Annotated in this window: 14 protein-coding genes; 5 read left to right on the top strand and 9 right to left on the bottom strand. The window is 58.4% G+C overall.

What is annotated here, in order from left to right:
* Positions 1-197: 197 nt before the first annotated feature.
* Positions 198-1,451, top strand: a complete 1,254-nt coding sequence (locus tag Pan181_RS13440) for an IS4 family transposase (protein ID WP_197528324.1) — start codon at positions 198-200, stop codon at positions 1,449-1,451.
* Here the strand turns inward: Pan181_RS13440 and Pan181_RS13435 are convergent.
* The 5 genes from Pan181_RS13435 to Pan181_RS13415 all read right to left on the bottom strand — a co-directional run bounded on the left by Pan181_RS13435 (position 1,440) and on the right by Pan181_RS13415 (position 5,448).
* A complete protein-coding gene (locus tag Pan181_RS13435) occupies positions 1,440-1,625 on the bottom strand; it encodes a hypothetical protein (protein WP_145247309.1) in 186 nt (61 codons plus the stop codon). The genes Pan181_RS13440 and Pan181_RS13435 overlap by 12 nt on opposite strands.
* Before the next feature lie 28 nt (positions 1,626-1,653).
* Entirely contained in the window at positions 1,654-2,301 is a 648-nt protein-coding gene (locus Pan181_RS13430; RefSeq protein ID WP_145244957.1) for an IS630 family transposase, read from the bottom strand.
* Positions 2,289-2,753, bottom strand: a complete 465-nt coding sequence (locus Pan181_RS13425) for a helix-turn-helix domain-containing protein (RefSeq protein ID WP_145244956.1) — start codon at positions 2,751-2,753, stop codon at positions 2,289-2,291. Before Pan181_RS13425 ends, Pan181_RS13430 begins: the two co-directional genes overlap by 13 nt.
* Before the next feature lie 28 nt (positions 2,754-2,781).
* Complete coding sequence (locus Pan181_RS13420; protein WP_197528323.1) at positions 2,782-4,431, bottom strand: sulfatase-like hydrolase/transferase; 1,650 nt, start codon at positions 4,429-4,431, stop codon at positions 2,782-2,784.
* A 204-nt stretch (positions 4,432-4,635) separates the two neighbouring features.
* Positions 4,636-5,448, bottom strand: a complete 813-nt coding sequence (locus tag Pan181_RS13415) for a PEP-CTERM sorting domain-containing protein (RefSeq protein WP_145247307.1) — start codon at positions 5,446-5,448, stop codon at positions 4,636-4,638.
* Between the two features lie 71 nt (positions 5,449-5,519).
* Here Pan181_RS13415 and Pan181_RS13410 point away from each other — a divergent pair.
* Positions 5,520-6,268 (top strand): IS5 family transposase gene (locus tag Pan181_RS13410; protein ID WP_449187382.1). Its coding sequence is split into 2 segments (ribosomal slippage): positions 5,520-5,862 and positions 5,862-6,268, totalling 750 coding nucleotides; the frame shifts between segments, so codons are not numbered across the junction.
* A gap of 134 nt (positions 6,269-6,402) precedes the next feature.
* On the opposite strand, the gene Pan181_RS13405 is transcribed toward Pan181_RS13410, so the two are convergent.
* Together Pan181_RS13405 and Pan181_RS13400 are read right to left on the bottom strand one after the other, a co-directional pair.
* A complete protein-coding gene (locus Pan181_RS13405; protein ID WP_145247306.1) occupies positions 6,403-9,633 on the bottom strand; it encodes a beta strand repeat-containing protein in 3,231 nt (1,076 codons plus the stop codon).
* Between the two features lie 93 nt (positions 9,634-9,726).
* Positions 9,727-10,791 carry a DUF1559 domain-containing protein gene (locus Pan181_RS13400; RefSeq protein WP_145252205.1) on the bottom strand — a complete coding sequence of 355 codons (1,065 nt, stop codon included), beginning with the start codon at positions 10,789-10,791 and terminating at the stop codon, positions 9,727-9,729.
* Positions 10,792-11,157: 366 nt separating this feature from the next.
* On the opposite strand from Pan181_RS13400, the gene Pan181_RS13395 reads away from it, so the two are divergent.
* The 3 genes from Pan181_RS13395 to Pan181_RS13385 all read left to right on the top strand — a co-directional run bounded on the left by Pan181_RS13395 (position 11,158) and on the right by Pan181_RS13385 (position 16,447).
* Entirely contained in the window at positions 11,158-11,727 is a 570-nt protein-coding gene (locus Pan181_RS13395; protein ID WP_145247305.1) for a sigma-70 family RNA polymerase sigma factor, read from the top strand.
* Positions 11,728-11,787: 60 nt separating this feature from the next.
* Entirely contained in the window at positions 11,788-13,569 is a 1,782-nt protein-coding gene (locus Pan181_RS13390; RefSeq protein WP_145247304.1) for a LamG-like jellyroll fold domain-containing protein, read from the top strand.
* A gap of 121 nt (positions 13,570-13,690) precedes the next feature.
* Positions 13,691-16,447 carry a sulfatase-like hydrolase/transferase gene (locus Pan181_RS13385; protein WP_145247303.1) on the top strand — a complete coding sequence of 919 codons (2,757 nt, stop codon included), beginning with the start codon at positions 13,691-13,693 and terminating at the stop codon, positions 16,445-16,447.
* A gap of 37 nt (positions 16,448-16,484) precedes the next feature.
* Here Pan181_RS13385 and Pan181_RS13380 read toward each other — a convergent pair whose 3' ends face one another.
* Positions 16,485-18,629 (bottom strand): hypothetical protein, encoded by a 2,145-nt coding sequence (locus tag Pan181_RS13380; protein ID WP_197528322.1) that lies wholly within the window; start codon positions 18,627-18,629, stop codon positions 16,485-16,487.
* A 22-nt stretch (positions 18,630-18,651) separates the two neighbouring features.
* Positions 18,652-18,795: a hypothetical protein gene (locus Pan181_RS26135; protein ID WP_197528321.1), complete on the bottom strand. Its 144-nt coding sequence runs from the start codon at positions 18,793-18,795 to the stop codon at positions 18,652-18,654.
* Positions 18,796-19,032: the final 237 nt, after the last annotated feature.

Here is a 19,032-nt window from a genome sequence, read left to right as displayed (position 1 = left end):
TTTCGGCCATCCTTTCAGTTGAACCAAGGAAGGGGCGGCCATCACTTACCCGAAGGGAATCGGGCATGTTACATCGAGACACTCAAGTGCGGCTGAATATCGTGTGCCTTCGGCAATGTTTGCGTTGGTTGTTGGCGGGAATCTGTTGGCGAACGATCCGCTTCCGCAACGACTGCAGTTGGACTCCTCGGTCACTAATGGCAGCCGCGCTGTTATGGGCCTGGTCGGACGAGCAGACTCTCACCGAGCGTTTTTTCGTTGTGCGTAAGATACTACTCTGCCTCGATAAAGAGCAACAGCAACTGGCCACTTCCTACCAAGCCTTCATAAAAATCCTTCGTCGCTGGACGAAGCCGCTCGCCGCGTTGTTGCAGTCAGTGCTGCAACAACGGATGCAAGCGACGCTGACCGATTGCTGGCTCACCGCGGGATACCTCGTATTCGCGGTCGATGGTAGTCGCCTTGAATTGCCTCGCACCCGCTCGCACGAACAAGCCTATTCGACGATTCGTCACGCACGACGGGTAAAGAACAGTCGCTACAAGAGACGGCAGGCCAAAGATGCGAAGAAAGTCAACTCGCCTCAACTCTGGCTCACAACGATGTGGCACATCGGTACGGGATTGCCGTGGGACTGGCGGGTCGGACCTGGTGACAGTAGCGAACGTGTCCACTTGCGGGAGATGCTCACTAGCTTGCCAGCCGGGGCTTTGATAACGGCCGATGGCGGATTCATGGGGTACGAAGGGCTGCAAGCGATTATCAAAAGTGGCCGACACGTCCTGCTGCGAGTGGGAGCCAATGTGCGGTTGCTGAAACAGCTTGGTTATGTACGGGAATGGACCGGCACGGTCTATCTATGGCCCGATCGGGAATCGAAGCGTGGCAACGAACCGCTCGTGTTGCGACTGGTGGTCGCTACGGATGGCAAGCAGCCGGTCTACCTGGTTACCAATATCCTTTCTCGGCGTGAATTGAGCGACAAGCAGGTGATTGCATTGTATGCACGTCGCTGGGGCATCGAACTATTCTATCGCCATCTCAAGCAGACCTTTCACCGTCGAAAACTCCTCTCTCGCGAAGCCGAGAACGCCAAGCTCGAAATCACCTGGTCGTTGTTCGGCTTATGGGCGATGTCGCTGTTCGCGTTGGTCGAAGCGATGAAGCAAGGCATCACACCAGCAAAGTTGAGTTTCGCCAAGCTGCTGTTGGCGTTTCGCCGCACGATGCGTGATTACCTGCATCCAACGGAGAAAAACGAACGCCTGTGCGAGAGGCTTCGCCAAGCCATCATCGACAGCTACAAGAGAGCAAACAAAACCAGCCGCAACTACCCACGAAAAAAACAAGCCAAACCGCCAGGAGTACCACAACTGCTCACTGCTACCAAGACACAGGCCCTGCGAGCAAAGCAAATCAAACCAGTACTACGAAAAGGGTTAACGGCGTAGAGTGCCATTGCTGTTACCAATCTGGGCGAGTCGCTCGGCGGTATCGCCGGAGCCATCTCCGGTGGCAACTGCAAATACGGTGATGCCCGCGCCGGGAGAGGGAAGGCTGTTCGTGGTGCTCGAAGTGAGCGAGTCGTTGCCGTCGAACTGTACGACCGCTTTGCCATTCAGCACACCAGTGGCTAGTACGTCGTCCCGGAAGTCATTTCCTATAGAGTTCAGGGAAGACGCGTTTGGCGTCTTTTCGATGGAAGGTCCAATTGATTTTGATTTTCTTCCGATTGCGGTCGCGTGAACAGTGGGAGAGTTCGCTTTGAACCTTGTCGAGCGAAGCCAACCGACGTCCCAGGCATTGTCGCTGTATGGCCGAGATTTCGATCTCGGCCATGTTGAGCCAACTGGCATGCTTGGGGGTAAAATGCCACACAATCCGCTCCAGCATTGGCCGAGCCGCCTCCTCGCCAAAGGTTTCGATCAACGACTTCTCGTTGTGCGTGTTGAGGTTGTCCATCACCAGATGAACCCGCTCTGCGTCGGGATAGCGCTTCAAGAGGTCGCGGACGAACCGGGCGAAGTCGGCTCGCTTGCGGTGACGCTTGGCCTGAACGAATCGCTTGCCCGCCTTCGGCTCGACCGCCACGAACACGCTGCAGGTTCCGCAGCGGCGGTACTCGTAGTCCTGCTTCGCGATCTTGCCGGGTGCCGCGGGCTCGGGCGGCCGCGCGTCGTCGACCCTCTGATAGGGCTGCTCGTCGAGGCAGACGACCGGCTCGTTCGGGTCGAGCGGCTTCTCGTACTGCTCGAGGACGTCCTCCATCCGCTCACAGAACTCGTCGTTCAGCTTGGGCACGCACCAAGTTTTTTTCGCCACGGCTTCAGGTCGTGTTCCTTGAGCCACAGCGAGACCTCCGTCACGCTGAGCGAATCGACGAAGCCTTCCTTCACCGCGTGCTCGCACAACAATTCCAGCGTCCAGCGAGCCCGTCCCTCGGGCGGCTCGCTGCACGCCAGGGCGATTACCTGTTGCTGCTGCCGCTTGGTGAACTCTGGGGGGCGGCCCGAGCGAGGCGCATCGTACACCGCCCGCTGGACGCCCTCTTCGCAGAACCGCTTTCGGACGGCTCGGACGTTGCGCGTCGTGCAGCCCACATGCTCGGCGATCTCTTCGTCGGTGCATCCCGAGTCCGATTTCAATAATATCTGGCAGCGACGCACCACTTGCGCCGCGCGGGCGCCTGAGCGTGCTAGCTGCTCCAAACCTCCACGGGCCTGGTGGTCCAGGCAAACAATGTGCTTTTTCATTCCGCAGCATATAGCAGCGGAATGGATTTCAGGAAAGACGTACTAGGGTTGGTTGCGCGTTGACGGTCGGCTGCGACACGCTGCCATTGAAGGAGTCGCCGGTCGAGGAGTCGCTCCACGAACCGATCGAAGCCCCGTTGCCAAGCGAGGCGAGGTCTTCCGCTTTCAGTTGAACCACCGCATTCACCGCGTCGGGCAGGGTGCGCGAGGGAGTGGAGTAACGAATGGCCAAAGCCTGGCTGGCTAGCTGCTCGGTCATGCCGGCTTGCTGGGTCGCCAGATTCGTGGTCTCGCCGGCGTCGGTCGCCAGGTTGTAAAGCTCGGGCGAAGTGCCGCGGGCGTTGATCAGTAGTTTCCAGTCGCCGGAACGAATTGCCAACACTTCCTGACCATTGGCACCGGCGCCGTTTGGATCGGGATTCACATGGCGGTTTTCATTCGCTCGGTTCATGTTCCAGAATAGAGGAGTCGTACGCGTTTGCGAGGCGACGCCCAGCAGGGCGGTGCTCATGTCTTCGCCATCGAAGGTGACGCCCGCTGGTTGCGAGACTCCCGTCAGACTGGTGAGCGTTGGGAACAGGTCGGTTTGCCACATCACCGTTTCGCTATCCACTCGATTGGCAGCTACGTTGCCGGTCCAGCGAGCGATTAACGGTTCGCGGAAACCTCCCTCGAACAGGTCCCCTTTGCTACCGCGGAGCGAAGGAACAGCCGAGCCAATGTTATTCACGTTGGTTGCTGTGGCTCCGTTGTCGGCTGTGACCAAGATAAGGGTCTCTTCACCGAGCCCTTGCTGATCGATGTAATCGATCAAACGACCAACTTGAGTATCGGTGGCTTCCAGAACAGCCAGGTAGTTGCGAGATTCCTCCGGCAGGTTGGGATAGAGGGAGTCGTACTTGGCTTTGAGCGCCGGCGGGGGATCGTGGGGGGTATGGACTTCGTCGAACCACACGTTCATGAATACCGATTGATCAGGATTGGCCTGCTTGCTGGTACCGAGAAAGTCGATCGCCCGATCGACCATGAAGTTGGCGTTGAATTCGCGTTCGAGATACACAATCTCATCGATGCCACCGCCGGTGCCGAGATTGTCGCTCATTTGGTTAAGGCCATTGAAATACGCGCTTGGGCGGGTTGAAACACCGGCGGCATCTCCTCCGTAGTCGACCACGTTCACAATACGGTTCGCAAGTCCCTCGAATTGTGTCCAGGCCTGGTCGTAGCCGTACTCCACGATGCGCGGTGCGGCGACATTGGTCGAGGCCGAGGGATTCGTTTCGTACCCAACGTCACGACCTCCGCCGAGATGCCATTTACCAAAATGACCAGTCGCGTAGCCGGCGTCTTGGAACGTGGCCGCCATCGAAGGGGCTTCGAGCGATAGGTGGTTTACATTGTCGCGGTTCAGATTGCTCGTCGAGCTATCCAAGAACGAGTTGATTCCCGACCTCGCAGCGTATTGACCAGTGAACAATGCGGCCCGCGAAGGAGAGCAGATGGGAGCCCCCGCGTAGAATTGGGTGAAGCGAGTGCCCTGAGAGGCGAGTTGATCGATGTTCGGAGTCGACGAGAACTGGCTGCCATAAGCACTGAAATCGCCAGCGCCCATGTCGTCGATGTTGATGACGATGACATTCGGCTGCGAAGCGATGCCCGATTGGACAAGGCTAAGCATCGTGCAATAAGTCGCTGCGATCGTCACGCTAAGCAACAGAAACCAGCTTGGCCGAATACGAGGGTAGCAGAATGTGGATTGGAGGAGAACTCTGTTGCCGGTCATCGTCTTAAGGTGCCTATTCGCCGCTATGTCGATCTATCAGTTTGGAAAAGCCGCTCCGTGGGGGGCCACGGAGCGGCTTTCGATTCATCGGTCGCTGCCCTAGCCGTTGGTTGAGTAGCGTCGCAAGAACAGCAATCCACCAACTGCTATCACCGATAAAACAGCAGTGCTAGGTTCGGGTACAGCAAAACCACCACGCAAACCTGCACCGAACGGCTGTAAGTCGTAGGTGCGGCTGCCGGGGGATGCAATATAGTCGGCGAGCGTCTGGTGCCCTTCGAGGGTTCCATTGCCACCGATTTGGAAGTAGTTAGCCCCGGCAATATCGTTGGGTGCGGCCGCGGAGCCGGGGGCGTCTTCGTCGCCGTAATAGAAGTTCAGCAGATTGCCACCGTAGGAGGATGCGGTGGTGGTGCCGGTGTTGGTCAGCAGGTCGTCGAGCGAAGCGTATTCGCGGATGTCGCCATCGCCGCCGTATGCGGTATCGCCCTCGAGGGTGACGTAGTAGCCCCCGGTATTCCCATCGTAGCTAAGTCCATGAATGGTGCCGGCACCGGCGTTATTGCCGCCTGCAGGGCCATTGCCATTACCTTTGTCGGCGAACACATCGGCCGCTAGAGTCGTGGGAGTCGAATTAGCAAGCCAGGCGTTAACGTTGGTCCATTCCACGATGTCGCCGCCTGGGTTCACGGCAATCACTTCTCCTGTGGGGGCGTAGGTGAAGCCCTGGTATTCCCCATAGGCAGGAACTGTCGCGACCAGCACACCAGCACCGATGGCAAAGCTACCTGCAGTCACCGGATGGGCTCCAGTATCGATGCCGGAAAATTGCTTAATCAGCCCGATGTCGTTCACAAAGTAGATCGGGGCTGCGTGCCCGCTGGTAGCAGCGACACTAGGTCGTGTTGACATTTATGTAGCGTAGATTTTGTCGAAATGGTATCACGGTGTCGTCCCCTACCTGCTCATGGAGGAGCGAATAGATGCGACGGCACGAACTGACAGACGAACAATGGTTGAAGATTCGAGGCCATTTGCCTGGCAAATCCGGCGATCCCGGTCGAACCGCGGCGAGCAATCGTCGGTTCGTGAACGCGGTGTTGTGGATCGCCCGCACAGGCGCGCCGTGGCGCGATCTTCCCACTCGCTTTGGCCCTTGGAATTCGGTATTTCAGCGTTTCAATCGATGGTGCAAGCGTGGCGTCTGGCGGCAAGTCTTGGAGACTCTGGGCGAAGAGCCCGACTTGGAGCACTTGCTACTCGACTCGACAACGGTCCGAGCCCATCAACACGCAGCGGGCGTAAAAGGGGGCTCGGTGGCGAAGCCATGGGCCGCTCGCGCGGAGGTTGGGGAACGAAAGTCCACGCCGCGGTAACGGGCGATGGCCGCCCGGTTCGTCTGACTTTGACGGGTGGCAACCGACACGACATGCACCAAGCAGAAACGCTGCTGGAAGGACTAACTCCCGAATACGTCGTCGCCGACAAAGGGTATGATTGCCATTGGTTTCGCGATCAGATTCGTCGCCAAGGCGCGAAGCCGGTGATTCCGACTCGCCGTGGGTTTCGACAGAAAAGGTACGATCGCACACGCTATAAACTCCGAAATGTCGTGGAGCGGTTCTTCAACCGGTTAAAACACTACCGTAGGGTCGCTACACGATACGATAAAACTGATCGAAACTACGATGGATTCCTCTGCCTGGCGTCACTCATGATCAGCTTGGCATGAATGTCAACACGACCTAGTTGCTGTTAGAACAGTGAGTATGGCAAATAGCCGTTTCATGAGTCAGTTCTCCCTGGGTGTGATACAAATTGCCATCGAATAAGAACAATGAGGAGGGGGTGGGCTCAGACGGAACCTCAGGCTGCACGATCAGCCTTGCGAGACTTACTCGTCAATCCAACCACCACGAAAAGTGAGAACGCGACGAGAGCGACACTTGACGGTTCGGGAACATTGTGACTACTAACCGAAGCCGAGAGGCTTTGGCCAAAGTTGCTCTTCCATACGTTGTAGTCCTCCATCGTTACCTGGCCTGGCGTTTGACTTGGGTCTTCGCCAGGCAGGGTGAGCGAGGCGCCGAGGTTGTCGCGCCATACGGTGTAGTCGGCCAGGTCGACCATGCCATCGTCGTTGTAATCGCCGAACAAGGCACTGTTAGCGATCAGCGACAGGATGACATCGTTGCCGGTGCCGCCGAGGTACGAGATGGTGACGGTGCCGTTGAAGCCGGTGTCGAGAATTGCCTCGCCTTCCTCGTAGAGATCCAGCGTATCACCGAGTTCGAAGAATCCGATTACTTCTTCCTCGCTCTGGTTGTCCATAAGCGTAAGGGTGTGATCGCCAGTGAGTGCCGAGAGATCAAGCTCGAGTGCAATACCGTCGCCGGTGAGGTCGCCGCTGCCGTTGGTGCCAGTGTTTGCGGTGACTTCCACGGGATCCTGCAATTGCAGCACGTTGGTGCCTGAAGTAGCAGCGATCACAATCGGGGTAATGCCATTGTTGTCGGCCACCCAGCGAATGGTTTCGTCGTTGCCATTGCCAGGGCCGCCGGTGCCGGGCGCGTTTTCGAAGCGATTCACGGTGAAACTTGCCTGGCTGCCGGTGAGTTCCAAGAGCCCTACGGTGCCTTGCCCGCCTGCTTCGGCAATGAACAAGTTGCCTAGCGTCGAGAAGCTAGCGGTGCCAGAAACACGGAGGGTTCCGTTGCCACCGCCGCCGCCGATACGGACGTCGCCGCCGCCATCGTTGGCCGCGAGAACGGAACCGCCGTTGAGCTGGTATTCGCCCACGGAGCCTTCGCCTTGACCAATCGAGAAAACTGCTTCAGTAATGAGCGTACCACCATTTTGCACACCAAGGCCTTGAGCTCCGGGCTCGCCGCCGAGGTAACCAATAAACAGCGGTGCGTTATTGCCGACGAGGTGGACTTCGCCATCCGACTCGATGATCAGGGTACCATTGCCATTGTTGCCGCCGATCCAGAGATCGTCTTCGCTCTCAAACAATGCACTGCTGGCGGCGCCGAGGCCGTCACCCACTTTCAGGGTGCCGGTTGCCTGACTGTAGCCAACTCGGAACTGGCGTAGGGTCGCGCCGCCCCCTTGGCCATCGGGATACAGAGCACCGCCGTTAAGATTGTAAGTACCTACGCTGCCGGGGCTGTCGCCAATAGCCAGATACTTTCCGCCGCCGCCAGTGGTGCCGCCCAGGACGATACCATTGCTCTGATTGAACACGCCGGTTCCCCCATCCCGACCAACCCGGAATTTCCCTTGGGCGTCGAGCGTGCCGGTGCTATTCCAGTTGACGGTTCCGGTGAAGCCTTGCTCGCCAACCGTGAAGAAGCCGGTTGCGCCATTGGCGGCAGAGTCGTCGATGGTGAGGTCTTGTGAACCGTTGACGGTCAAAGTGCCGTTTCCGTTGCGTCCTGCAATAATCGCCGCTGCCTGGTTGGTGCCGATAAACATGTTCTGCACGGTTGTGCCAGAGTTGGTGTTGGTGGTGTCGTCGAACGTCGCGGTACCACTGTTGCCAAGGTACAGGTTTGGGAGGTTTGCAAACGGATCGACCGGGAAGCTGGCGACGCCGAAGCTGCCATTGCCCGAAGCCCAGCCTGAATCGAAGTTCGCAGCACTAGTGTTCCAGACCAAGCCATCGGTGCTACTGCTCGGTAGTGTGCTCTGCAAGACGATGTCGTTGCCATCGCCACCATACAGGTTGAGGTAGAATGAGCTGCCGCCAGAGTTTTGACCAACCACCTGGCCTTGAATCAGATTGCTGAAGCTGCCGGAAAGCGACGCCGACGCGTCGGCTTGTTCGAACAGCAGGATATCGGATAGCGAGGAGTAACTAGTAAGGCCGGTAATGTTTAGCGTAGGATTGCTGAGCGTCACCGAATTACCCGCTGCAGTGTCACCCGCGGTGCTGGTATTTCCATCGACCACGATCGGCGTGGCACCGCCGGCGTCGAGATTGAAGTTGATGTCGACGTTTTGGTAGGCTTCGAACGCGCGAACGTTGACCGATCCCGCGGAGCCATTCAGGGTGTATGAAGCAGTGCCGGTGTTGAACCCCAGACGCATCAAGCCGTCGCTGTGCAGGGTGCCGCCATCTTGGAGGATCGCCCCGGTGTCGCCGCCTCCGTTGCCGATAAGAATACGAGCCGAGTTTGCACGTCCGCTGGCGTAGTTCACCAGCAGCTCACCATCGGAGGCGATGTTTAGTAGGCCGTTGCTGCCACCGATCACCACGTCGCCCCAGGTGGAGAGCGAAGCCGAGCCGCTGCTGCCAACGGAGTCGCCGAGGTTTAGGGTACCGGTTGCGTTGCTGCCGTAACCAATGTCAAGCGTAGCGACCGCTTCGAGCCCGGTGCCATCGTCGGCCGAGCCGATTTGTAAACTACCATCGTTCAGGTTGTAAGTGCCGGTACCGACACCGGTGCCTATGCGAGTAGCAGGAGTTGCCAGCGAAGTGGTCGCAACTTGAACCGAGCCACCATTCTGGTGAAACACACCGACGCCATTCTGTCCGACACGCAGCTGACCATTGGCGAGCAGTGTTTCGGACGAGTTCCAATTCATCGTGCCCGAGATGCCATCGGCTCCACCGATGATGAGATTGCCTGAGCCGACACCGTCGTTAAAGAGGATGAGTCCGACGTTGTTAACCGTGAGAGTACCATTGCCTTGGTAGTTGGCACCACCGTCGAGGGCCGAGAGGTCGGCTTCACCGGCAAGTGTGCCGATTCGCAGTTCATAGAGAGAATTGTCGGAAAAGGGCCCCTGGTTAGCGACGTTGAGGGTGACGTCGCCTTCGTTACCAATGAGCAGGATGTTCTCGCCGCCAGAACCTCCGGCAGCTCCAACTAAGTTGAATGGGTTGTCGGTGGTAGTGAGCGTGCCGGCCGAGTTGTAGGACCAGTTGGGCGAGCCGGTAAACGAACCGGTACCATTGTTCCAGCTCACCGTGTTGGCCGACACCGTCGTGGCGTAAAGCACTGCCAGCAACGCACAGAAACTAGCCCAGGTAAACGTCAAAAGAGATTGCAGTGCCCACTGCGATGGAACATTTCTCGCGGCGGTTGTCATGATGTGCTCCTTGGAAGATAAGATGAATCAATTCGTGGGAACCTGCGAGAGTGTGGCGGCTTCGCCATATCGAGGTTCTCGATGTGTGAGGTATTACTTCGCAACCACTTCGCCACCCGCGCGACTTGCAAGTGCCCGCCAGACGGGTAGGTCGATATCGTCGCTCACGAAACTCACCGAAGCGTCGCAGCGGGCGGTATCGATTCCGCCAGGGTGGTGGCTACGCCCAGCGAGGGTGTAACTATTTGCGTCGGAAACGCTGTCGCTCCCACGATTGCAAGGCAATCCAATGTCGGGGCGGTCGATGCAGAAGCCCATGTCTTTGCCGCAGCCGGTTTTCGGATCGACCACGGTGTTGCCGGTTCCACGACCACCACCGCTACCTCCGCAGGCAGTGCTATTGGGCAACAGCAAGGTCGAAATCTGGTAGGTTGCCGATCCGGGAATCCAAATGCGGGCGCGGCGGTCGATGCCGGCGACTCCTTCACTTTGTCCGCCAGTCGGTGCGGCCAGCATTTCGATCAGGGCCAGCGTGTTGCTGGAGCCGTCGGTGATGCGACGGAAGCCAATCTCTTTGCCAGGCTCAAAGGGGCCCGGTTCGCCAGGTTCGTTGCTTTGGGTCGTGAAGTTCCAAACCGGCATGTTTTGTTTAAAGCGGCTGGTTCCCCAGTTGATGCCATAGTTGCCTTTGTAGTCGTACGCGGTATCACCGGTGCCAGCGTTCGACGCATCGAAGCCTTTGGCAAACAGCACTTGCACAGGCTCGTCCGACGGGCAGAGCACCGTAGGTTCTGGTTGGCTGAACACGTTTCGCAACTGCTTGCGGGCTTGCACGTTGGGGTCGTACTTATCTGCAACGGCCGAACCCTCGATGAACGGCAGGATCTGGATAAAGAACGACTCGCCTTCCAAACCGGCGGGGGGGATCTCGGGGAAGTGCCCGTAGGCGCTCTCGAAGTTTTGAATGGCAATTGCCAATTGCCGCATTTTGTTCTGACAGGAGCTGCGACGCCCTGCTTCGCGCGCGGCCTGCACGGCTGGCAGCAACAGAGCAACGAGGATGCCGATGATCGCAATCACGACCAATAGCTCCACAAGGGTAAAACCCGAGACGACGGGAAAACGCGGGGATTGCCGCCGAAGAGTACGCCGGTCCATAGTGTTCCTTTCCAAGACTAGTGCGACTGCCTGTTATGGGGAAGCAACCGGAGAGGTCGGTCAGCGCACCGAAGGAACGAGCAAGCTGGCCGATGTCGCCTGGTTGGTGAGTTTCACAGAAAAGAGTGATGACCAGGTTTGCTAGTCTGGTCGACTCCGCCTTTGTGGATGTATTTGCCGCTTAGCAGGAAGAAGTAGCGCGGTTTTTTTCTGGAACCTGAAGTTTTGAGAAATTCCCTAAGAATGTCTGCGACCTTGGCTGCTCGGTTGCAAATACTCCATAGACCGAACATCCGGCCACTTGTCAGGCGGTAGCGCTAGGTGCCGCTCGCGAGGCTTCCGTTCAGCAGGTAGCATTGCTAGTACATGGATCACGACGCGGAATTCGACGAGTCCCCCCACGACGCGGGGTCTCCAGGTCCCTCCAGCGATGGGGAAGGCTTGGCGGCTCAGTGGGAGCGTGCGCGTACAGCCGTGTTTGCGTTGCTGCTGGCGAAGATTGGCTCGTTGCACGATGCCGAGGATGTGCTGCAGGAGGTCGCGGTCTGTGTGGCGCGCGACTACCACAAGTACGATCCCGAAAGACCATTTGTGGCCTGGGCGTTGGGCATCGCCCGCAATCAGGCTCTCATGTACTTTCGCAAGAAAAGTCGCGACCGCCTGGCATTTGGCGACGACATGATTCACCTGATCCAGGCCCACCTGGAACAAAACCCCGCCCCCGCATCGGAGTACCAACGCGAAGCGTTGCACGCATGCGTGCAAGCCTTGTCGCCTGATCGGCGGTCGCTGTTGCGAATGCGATACGGCAGCGACAGCGACCTAGCTGATATTGCAGAGAAACAAGGTAAATCGGTAGCAAGTGTCAAAGGACAGCTCTACCGGATTCGAAAAATATTGCTGCTTTGTGTGAAACGCCGCTTAGCGACCCCTTAGAATAGCCAATTACTGTCGAACCTGTCCAAGGCGGATCTTGGAGGCACCGACCAGAGTCTGATGAATATTCCCGAACCTATCCACGATCACCTCGAAGACTATCTAGACGGAAATCTCTCGGAGCAGGGATTCCAGATGATCTCCGTATGGGTCAACGAACAGCCCGACGCCGCCGAAGCGTTGTCGCAGTGGCTCGTTTGGCAAGTCTCCATGCGCGATTTGCAGCGTATCGAAGGCATGCAGGCGATGTTTGCCGACGAATCGACCGACCAACCAGCCTCTGCTGCGGCTGATGCGGATAGTCTGCTTCGTTCGATCGCCGCACACGAGTTACCCGCGACGAACTCTCAACCGCCAAGTGCTGCTGAGGCTCGCTGGTGGAACTCGCATCTGGTGCAGGGAATGTTAGCTGCCTCGCTAGCGCTGGTGATGGGGTGGGGAGTATGGACTTACATTTGGTCAGGACCGGGAAACGGGAATCAGGTCGCGATAGAACAGAACTCTGAATCCGATCAAAAGCCTGTTGCCGAGCCCTCGATGGTCCGCCCGGTGAATGCCTCGGCCTATTTGGGAAGACTGACGAACTGCGAGTGGACCAAAAAGTCGTTCCGCGAAGGCACCGCGCTGGTTCCTGGTTCCGAGTTATCGCTAGAAGAAGGACGGGCGGAGCTGATTTTTGACTCCGGAGCCAAGGTATCGGCCCGCGGTCCTTGCACACTGAAGATCGACGACGACGCTGCGTTCACGTTGGTGGTGGGCGATGTCTCGGTGGAAGCCTCGTTTGGATTTAAAGTATCGACACCTAGCGGTGTGGTTATCGATCTCGGCACTGCGTTCGGGGTTTCGGTCGATTCCGCCGGTGGTTCGGAAGTGCACGTGTTCGAGGGCGAAGTCGCCTTCCAGGCGCGTGGGGCGACCGATTCGACGCCCAAGAAATCGATCGTGCTACAGAAAGATCAGGCATGTCGCTACTCGGTGGGAGGAATCTCGCTCGATGAGTTCAAGGCCAATGAGTCGAAGTTTGCCTGGCGCAGCCGCGAACTCCTGAGCGACGATCAGGTGCCCGATTTGCAGATCCGGGATGGACTCGTGCTGTGGCTGGCGGCCGATCGGTTCGTGGAGACCGACGACCAGAACGGAGTGATTTGCTGGCGCGATCTTCTAGTGGTGCCGAATAGTTCGGCGGAAGACGCTTTGCAACCAGCGGCCAAGTACCGCCCGGTGCTTACCGAAGATGGTTTGAACGGGAAACCCTCGCTGCGTTTTGGCGGCGAAGGTGCCTTTCTGCTGACTCCTCCACTGTACACCGCGAATGAACAAACCGCGTTTGTGGTCTTCGCGCTGAACGATGCGAATCCCGTCTTTCAGCCGATCTTGAACTACAACGGCCCCCCACAGCGTATTCCGCAGTCAGTCGGCGACAGAGTGGATCCAGGCGTGTTTCAAATCTTCGCCCGCGATGGCAACCGCGATGGTCGTCATGCCATTATTGGCCATGTGTTCTCGGGGTACGAGCAGGGGAGTCGAACTTCGATTGTGAGCGAAGTGGGGGCTTTCGAGCGTGCGCAGACCGGCGAACCGTTGGTCGTCGGATTTCGACATAATCCAGAGTCGCGTACCTTGAGTTTGTACGTGAATGGCCAGGAAGCGGCAACGCAGCAAGCGGTGGTCGATGTCGGTGGGACCTCACGTAAGCTATTCGGCCAACATCCGATTTACGACGATGGTTCGATGATCTTTCACGGCGATTTAGGCGAAGTGTTGATTTTTAATCGGTCACTTTCCGATCGCGAGGTCGTTGACGTGTCGTCCTATCTCATAAAACGTTTTGATTTAGAATAGTAGAGAGCGAGAGCCGCCAGATCGGTGGCTAGAGTAAACAACGAATGACTCGTAGAGGCTCCAGACGTGGTTGCCGTAGTGTTGATGGCATTAAACGTTGGGCCTCCCAGGCGGATGAACGATGCACAAGCGTATTCTCAGGAAGCATTTTGTCTTTAGTTCCCTGTTATTGACTCTGGTCGTTGCTGCCTCGGCAGCCCAGGCCGATCCCCCACCAAACATCGTGGTGTTTCTTTCCGACGATCATACGCGCGCCGACTCGTCGCTGTACGGTTCGCCCGATATGTCGACTCCCAACATGGAGCGAATTGCCCAGCAGGGGATGATGTTCGAGCATGCGTTCGTTGCCTCTCCTTCGTGTGCTCCCAGTCGGGCGGCGCTGCTCACTGGCTTGATGCCCGCCCGCAACGGGGCCGAACGCAATCACGCCCGGCCGCGAGCCGACATCAAGAAGCTGCCGGCCTATTTGCACGATTTAGGCTACCAGGTCGTGTCGTTTGGCAAAGTGGGCCATTACAATCAAACGCCCGAATACGGGTTCGACATCGCTCGCCACTTTAACTATCACGACGACGTCGCGGTGAGCGAAGCGATGAAATGGCTCGAGAATCGCAAGGATGAACGACCACTGTGTTTGTTCGTCGGTACGAACTGGCCGCACGTCCCTTGGCCGAAGCCGAGCACCATTGATCTCGATAAGGTGCAGATTCCGGCCAAACATGTCGAGACGCCCGAAACGACTCGCGCGCGAGGGATGTATTACCAAGCCATCCGCACGATGGACGATGAACTCGGCTTTGTGTTCGACACCGCCTATCGAAAGCTCGGCGACAATACACTGTTTTTGCACACCAGCGACCATGGTGCACAGTGGCCCTTCAGCAAGTGGAACCTCTACGACGATGGCATTCGCACCCCGATGGTTGCCGTGTGGCCTGAGCACATCAAGCAAGGGGAGCAGACTGCGGCCATGGTGTCGTGGGTCGATATCTTGCCGACGATTGTTGAAGCCGCGGGTGGCACGCCTCCCGAGTCGATTGACGGCAAGTCGATGGTGCCAGTGCTGGAAGGCAAGTCCGACTCGCACCGCGACTACATCTACACCGCTCACAGTGGCGATGGCAATTTCAACGTGTATCCGTCGCGCAGTATTCGCGATGCCCGCTACAAGTACATTCGTAACTTGCATCCGGAGTTCGAGTTCCGCTCGCACGTCACCGACGTGGTGAACGACTCGCCTTATTGGCCGAGTTGGGAAAAGAAAGCCAAGTACGATCAGCACGCGGCCGACGTCGTGCATCGCTACCTGCAGCGCCCGCGCGAAGAATTGTACGACCTGCAGAACGATCCCGACGAAACTCACAACTTGATTGCCGAGAGCGATCAGGCCGATCGAGTAACGAAGATGAGCCAACTGCTTGACACCTGGATGGAAGAGCAGGGCGATCAACAACGCGTGTACGGGCTGCCTCGCTTGCATCGCGAGGGCAAACCATCGCCGAACGTGGTGATGGTGTTCATCGACGACATGGGGTGGACCGATCTGTCGTGCTTCGGTGGAGAAGCGGTGGAAACACAGAACATCGATCAGCTCGCACGAGAGGGGCTGCGATTCACGAACTTCTACGTGAACGCACCGATTTGCTCCCCTTCGCGAACCTCGCTGACCACCGGCAACTACCCAGCGCGGCACCGTATTACCTCTTACCTTGCTCGTCGGGAGTTGAACCACCAGCGAGGCATCGTCAACTGGCTCGACCCCGAAGCGGTGACGCTGCCGCGATTATTCTCCGAAGCAGGGTACCGAGTTGGCCACTTTGGCAAATGGCACATGGGTGGGCAGCGCGATGTGGCGGAGGCCCCGCTCGTTACCGAATACGGGTTCGATGCCTCGCTCACCAATTTCGAAGGCCTTGGCCCACGAGTGTTGCCGCTTTGCTACGATGGCAAGAGCACCGAGCCACACCGCCATGACCTCGGTAGCGCGACGCTAGGGCATGGTCCGATTGAATGGGAAGACCGCTCGATCATCACGCAGCGGTTCACTCAGCGGGCGCTGCAGTTTATCGACGAGTCGGTTGCTGCGGACAAGCCATTCTATATCAACGTGTGGCCCGACGACGTCCACTCGCCCTTCTTCCCACCACTCGAACAACGGGGCGAGGGTGGCAAACGCAAGCTTTACCAGGCGGTACTCAAAAGCATGGACGAGCAACTCGCTCCTCTGTTCGATCGAGTCCGCAACGATCCCAAGCTTCGCGACAACACCATTATCGTGCTAGCCAGCGACAACGGTCCCGAACCGGGAGCCGGCACCAGCGAGCCGCTTCGTGGAGCCAAAGGCTCGCTGTACGAAGGGGGCATTCGCAGTCCATTGATCGTGTGGGGGCCAGGACTGGTGCAGCCCGAGGCCGCCGGCACTACGAACGAGACGACGATCGTCTCGTCGGTCGACCTGGTTGCTTCGCTCACCACGTTGGGACACCTGAATCCGCCGGAGAGCTACCAATGCGACGGCGAAGATCTGCTGGCTGTGCTGCTGGGCATGTCGGACGCTCAACGCAGTGGGCCACTCTTTTGGCGTCGCCCGCCCGATCGTCCAGGCCCGAAGAACGATCCGAATCCCGACTTGGCGGTTCGCGAAAACCAATGGAAGCTGGTGACGAATATCGATGGCTCCAACACACAGTTGTTCAATCTGAAACGCGATCCCAGCGAGACAAAAGACGTGTCGTCCCGAAACCCACGGGTCACGGAACGCCTAAAACGCAACGTGCTAAACTGGAACCGCGGACTGCCCGAAGACGCGATTGGAGTTCCCCCGGCTAGCAATGCGAAGTCAAACGCCAAACAGGCCGAAACGACTGAATCGAGTTGACCCAATACGACAGCTCAGTCGATAAGCTGCGATTCCATCACGGCATGCGTTCCAAGCCATCGTGGCGAACCTTCCACCCTCCGTCGTGTGGGAATCCAGGAGCGTCGTTGGCTTTCGGGGCTTGGTCCCAGCCGGCGGCCATCATGGCGGTCGCACTGAGTAGACCTCCGTTGGCCGGTAAGTAGGCTGGCAATCGATTCGCTTGCCAGCAGTGACCGTTGGCAAGGTACTTGTTTTTCGAGGTCTCCATCAGCAGGTAGTCGATCGCCTTGGCTGGCTCGCCAACCCGGGCGGCGGTCATCGCCATCATGGGGTAGTCCCAGCCCCAGGTGGTGTCCCAATCCCAATCCGACTCCACGTCGAACATCGTCTGCTTCATGATGAAAGGCTCGAGCCACCCGTCGTTGGGCAGCACTCCCATGGCGGCCAGCATCGAGGGATGATCGCGGCGTCGAAGCCACGGCTCGTTGCCAATCGCGGTGTAGCACCCGTTGCGAACCGTTGGCCGAGCGAGTTGGCTGGCGACCTGCTCCCACTGTTGGTTCGGGGGCTCGCCCAAACGCTCGCGCCAGTGGTTGGCCGTGCGAAGGGCCCATCGCCAGTAGGCGAGTTCAAACGTCGGATTGGTCACGCCCGGCTTACTGCGACCTTCGTAGCACTCTTGCGCGGGGATCAATACCGGCCCGAGCGCGTAGCAGTGCTGCGACTCGTCGAATACCGCATAGTCGGCCATGAACTCGGCGGTCTGCTCCACGATCTCGCGATAGCGAGCGAGCGTTTCAGGCGTAGGATTTGCGCGGTAGCATAGTTCGGCGAAGTAGATCGGGTGCGGCTGTTGCCAGATCAACAGTTCGCCGACGTCGCTGGGGCTGCTGATGCCGGCGGGACCGGTCATCTTGGGCCAGCGAAACCCAGCGTACCCTTGCCGCTCGGCAATACGTCGGGCGGCGGGCAAGATTTGCTCGTACCAGCCGAGGCTCCGTTCGAGCAACTCCACGCGTCCCCACTGGGCAAAGTGGGCCGCGTGCCACCAATGCATCTCCAGGTGGGCCTTGCCGTACCAGCTATTGCATAAGAGGCCGGTTTCCTGCGGCGGCATCGAGCCGCTGCACTGGATGGCCGTCAGGTACTGCGAGAGCACGATGCGCCGCTCGAGTTCGCGCCATCGCGGGTCGGTGCTGCCGGAGAGATCGATCGCCCCGCCGGTGTTCCAGAACTGCTGCCAGTAATCGGACGCTGATTCTTGGATCGTGGCAAAGTCGGCAAGTTGAATCGGCTCGACCGGGGCGGAGTGAAACGCAACTACCACTTCGAGTTGGTCCGCTGATTGATGAGAGATCGTGAAGCGATGCGACTGGTCGGTGGTGGTTAGCGTTCCATTGCTGGCGACTTGCACTCCGTACTGCGTGCCATCGAGCGTGCGGCAAAAGTAACCGCCGTGGGGCAGGGGAGTGCACTCGGTGGTGTGCCGAGTGGAAGCTTGTTCGTCGGCGCTCTCGGCATCGACCGGGGGACCCCATACACCAGCGGGATAGGCAAATGCGAGGGCGACCTGCAGCCGGCCATCGCGCACTAGCGGCGAATTAATCGTGAAGGCGAGTGTATCGCTCGTGGGGGCGACCGTCGTGCGAACCTCCACCGGCTCTCCATCGAACTGAAATCGGCTCGTGACCTCGCCAGTCCACAGATCGAGTTGCTGGTCGACCTGCGTGAGGTCGGTGACCTCGGCTTCTCGCCCGCTCTGGTCTTGCAGCTTCAAGGCGATGCGAGCCAGATTAAAGCGATGGGGATTCGCGCGAAACGCCTCGCCCGCGTCACTGGTGCGATCCGTAGCGTAGCTTACCTGGCGGCCCTCGACCTCGTAGTTGCGGAGTGTCTGGGCGTAGTCGAATCGTTTGCTTTCGGAAAACGAATGCCAACTCCACTGCGACATGGTCCCGAGCGGGGGATCGCTAGGTTGGGTGCCAGGGAACGTCTGCAGCCCGGTGATATCCATCGCGAACGCGAACTCGCCATTGCCAACCTGCAGCGGCGACCGGGGCTCGGCCTGCGTAAGCTTCACGCGATGGCGACTCACCAAGGCTTGTCGGTCGATAAGCTGGGCCTGGTTGGTGGCCGGCCAGAGTAATCCGGCAGCCAAGGCTAGGAGTAGAAACGTGGCAAGTCGCGAGGTGTGCGGCATGAGGGCAACTCCGATGCGATGGTCAGGCGACGCCGGAATAGCTGGCGTCGGCGAGCGAGGGATCGCGAGCGGGGAATGGTGGATGAGCGCCATGAGGCGGAGCCCATTTTAGGCGGGCGTCGCCAACATCGTAAACAGGATCGCTGGTTGCAAAATCGCAGGACACTCATTGCAGCTCGTGCTGCGGATGTGCCATCGCTAGCGTTTGGGCCGCGTGGCAAGTTTTCGATGGGAAATGGCCGGCATATATGGTCAAATGTATATAAACAAGATAGGCAAGCTAGGACTCGAAAACCCATGAATTCCCTGATCGTCGACCCTTCCAGAATAGATTCCCACCGGTGGGAATCTATTCTGGGCATTTTGAACGGAGGTGTGAATGTAAGCTGTTTACTGGAAAAGA

Origin of the sequence: Aeoliella mucimassa (assembly GCF_007748035.1) — a bacterium.
GTDB classification, from domain to species: Bacteria; Planctomycetota; Planctomycetia; order Pirellulales; family Lacipirellulaceae; genus Aeoliella; species Aeoliella mucimassa.
This window is presented reverse-complemented; position numbering and strand designations above follow the sequence as displayed.